The 2,153-nt window shown below is 65.4% G+C and carries 3 protein-coding genes; 2 read left to right on the forward strand and 1 reads right to left on the reverse strand.

Going from position 1 to position 2,153, the window contains the following annotated elements; translation table 11 throughout:
• A partial coding sequence (locus JCM25156_RS14510) for a SurA N-terminal domain-containing protein (protein WP_025813635.1) occupies positions 1-869 on the reverse strand: 869 nt, incomplete at its 3' end.
• A 255-nt stretch (positions 870-1,124) separates the two neighbouring features.
• Here JCM25156_RS14510 and tpiA point away from each other — a divergent pair.
• Together tpiA and secG are read left to right on the forward strand one after the other, a co-directional pair.
• Positions 1,125-1,868, forward strand: a complete 744-nt coding sequence (gene tpiA, locus JCM25156_RS14515) for a triose-phosphate isomerase (RefSeq protein ID WP_025813636.1) — start codon at positions 1,125-1,127, stop codon at positions 1,866-1,868.
• Positions 1,869-1,905: 37 nt separating this feature from the next.
• Positions 1,906-2,153: preprotein translocase subunit SecG (gene secG / locus JCM25156_RS14520; protein WP_025813638.1), on the forward strand; the 248-nt coding region annotated here is incomplete at its 3' end.

Consider the following 2,153-nt stretch of genomic DNA (forward strand, 5'->3'; position numbering starts at 1 on the left):
GCGACCGCGCGGTCCTGCGTCGGCACGGTCACGATCTGCACGGTGCGCCGCTCGGGCGTATTGAATGTATGGGACTGGGCCTGATAGGCCTCACGCAGGGCGACGTCCGGAATGTCGAGCTGATGGCCGATCGTATCCGCCGACAGCACGACAATGCGGGCATGGCGGTATTCGGGGGCCTGGAATTCCCACGGGTGGTTGGCGTAGTAGCGCGCAAGCTGGGCCCCGGTCGGGGTGGCGGTGACCGGCTGGCTTTCAAAGGGCACGCGCACCAGATCCATGGTGCGGGTCTGGGCCTCGAAATCAAACAGGCGGCGGGTCATCACATCGGGCGCGCCCACGCCATCGCGAATCGGCTGGAGCAGCATGCGCGACGCCTGTTCCTGCCGCACGAGATCGACCAGCCTTCCCTCCGACATGCCGGTGCGGCGCAGGCGGTCGTTGAACAGGGCGCGATCGAAATGGCCGTCCCGCCCCTTGAACGCGGGGATGGAAAATATCTCGTCGCGCACCGAGGAATCGGGCACGATCAGGCCGTGCCGGTCGGCCGCCAGCGCGATTTCGGCCTGAAGCACCAGGCGCTGGAGCACCTGCTGGGCCACCTGCTCACGCGTGGCGGGGGGAATCTGGGACGGATCGGACAGGTGCATGGACTGCGCGACCTGCGGCATCTCGGACTGGAGCGCGTTCTGGTAGGTCTGGAGCAGAATGGTCTGCTCGCCCACCCGGGCCACCACATCGGCGCGTTCCGTGCCGATGCCCATCAGCACATCGCCCACGCCCCAGCCAATGAAGGCAAGGAAAAACAGCCCGGCGACGATGCGTCCCACCCATGAATCGATGAACACGCGACACAGAAAAGATAGCATGAAAAACCTGCACCAGGACCAAGATAAAGGCGGACGGAAAATGGCATGCACGCAACGCGCCCTGCGGGGCTCCTGTTTTCCGGTCGCGCACCATACGGTCACACTGGCGGTTTGACCAGCACTACCGTGCTTGCGCACCCGTTGTGCGCGCGGGCGGGTTGCAACGCCGGGGGCGGCATGGTGTAGGCTGCGCGCCCTGACAGCCATACCCTGCACAGCGTGGCGACACGGACAGACAGGGGCCGGAGTGGAAACATGAAGCAGATAATTGTTGGCAACTGGAAAATGAACGGCCTGAGCGCGGAGGCCGACGCCCTGGTGAACGGGCTGGCCACGGAACTGGCCGCCCTGCCCACGCGGGCCGATGTGGTGGTCTGCCCCCCCTTCACACAACTCGCCCGGCTGGCCCCCGCGCTGAAGCAGGCCGGGATCGCCCTGGGCGCGCAGGACTGCCATCAGGACAGGGCGGGACCGCATACAGGCGATATTTCCGCCCCGATGCTGGTCGATCTGGGGGTGGAGTATGTCATCCTTGGCCATTCCGAACGCCGTGGCGAACATCATGAACTTGACGAGACGGTGCGTGAAAAGGCCGTCGCCGCCCTGGCGGCGGGGCTGACCCCCATCGTCTGCGTGGGCGAAAACGCCGACCAGCGCGCCGCCGGCGAATCAGAAGAGACGGTGGGCTGGCAGATACAGGGCTCCCTGCCGCAGGGCTTCCGTGGCATCGTGGCCTATGAGCCGATATGGGCCATCGGCTCCGGCACGGCGGCCTCGCAGCAGGATATTGCCGATATGTCACGCTTCATCCGCGAGGAACTGGTGCGCCAGTTCGGGGAAGCTGGCAAAACGATCCGAATCCTTTATGGTGGGTCCGTTAACGAACGCAATGTCACCGATATCCTGCCTGTCGAACACGTGGACGGGGCGCTGGTGGGCAATGCCAGCCTGAAGGCCGACACCTTCGTGCCGCTTGTCCGCGCCGCCCGGCCGTCGTGATTGCCGCGCGGCCAGCGGGGATCAACTGGAAAGACGCATGATCACAGTTCTTCTTTTACTGCACCTGTTTGTCACCATCGCGCTGATCGGCACCATCCTGATCCAGCGCAGCGAGGGTGGCGGCCTTGGAATCGGTGGCTCGCAGGGCATGGGGTCCTTCATGTCCGGGCGCGGCACGGCAACGCTGCTCACGCGCTCCACCGCCGTGCTGGGCACGGCCTTCATGGTGCTGTCACTGACGCTGGCGGTCATGAACCGCGGGGCGTCCACCGGCACAGGGCATGA

The organism is Komagataeibacter kakiaceti JCM 25156 (assembly GCF_000613305.1).